The following is a 609-nucleotide window of genomic DNA, read 5'->3' on the forward strand; positions in this document are numbered from 1 at the left end:
CTCGCGGAGCCGGCGGGCCCACCGCCGGTTTTGGCGGTGCACCCATTCCGCATCCACGAGCAGACCGAACCGCTCATCGAAGCTCAACTCGGTCATGGTGGGGTCGGCCTGTTGCCGCGCCCAGGCCTCCGCCATCGCGGAGAGCCGGAGCGCCTGTAAGTGATCACGGGTCACATTCGGTAACATCAGGGGTTCCTCCTTCGATCATTGGTAGTACGCCGCGCCTCGGACATTCGGATGCGGCGGAACGGCGGCGGGCTCCGGGACCGCATCGGCCAGTTGCTTGGCCAGAGCGGTCACGGCGCGGGACGTGTATAGTTCCCGCGCCACGGCTTGGGCCGCGGCAGCCTCCAGGGTTTCCGCGCTGTGCGATTGTCCAATCTTCAGGATTCCAAAGCAGGTGCGATAGGCCTGCTCCGGGTGTTTCATGCGCTGGAGCACCGCCGTAATGAGCTGCTCGGTGTGCGGGCCGAACTTCGCCGCCCATTGGCGAAAGCGTTCCGGCGTCCATTCCAGCCGGTCCCGATGATGGCGCGGACGATGGTCGGGGGCCGTCACGGCTTGGCCGCGCCGCGCGGCGCGGGGATGGCTGGCCACGCGCTCCCCCTG

Annotated in this window: 1 protein-coding gene and 1 pseudogene; both read right to left on the minus strand. The window is 68.0% G+C overall.

Annotation, left to right across the window (positions count from 1 at the left end):
* The coding region (locus tag HIJ39_RS24475) for an ATP-binding protein (protein ID WP_243239939.1) at window positions 1-186 on the minus strand (186 nt) is incomplete at its 3' end.
* Window positions 187-204: 18 nt separating this feature from the next.
* Window positions 205-609 (minus strand): annotated as a pseudogene (locus tag HIJ39_RS24480) (IS21 family transposase); the annotation flags it as partial.

Origin of the sequence: Sulfobacillus harzensis, from assembly GCF_012933365.1 — a bacterium.
Classification (GTDB): Bacteria; Bacillota; Sulfobacillia; order Sulfobacillales; family Sulfobacillaceae; genus Sulfobacillus_B; species Sulfobacillus_B harzensis.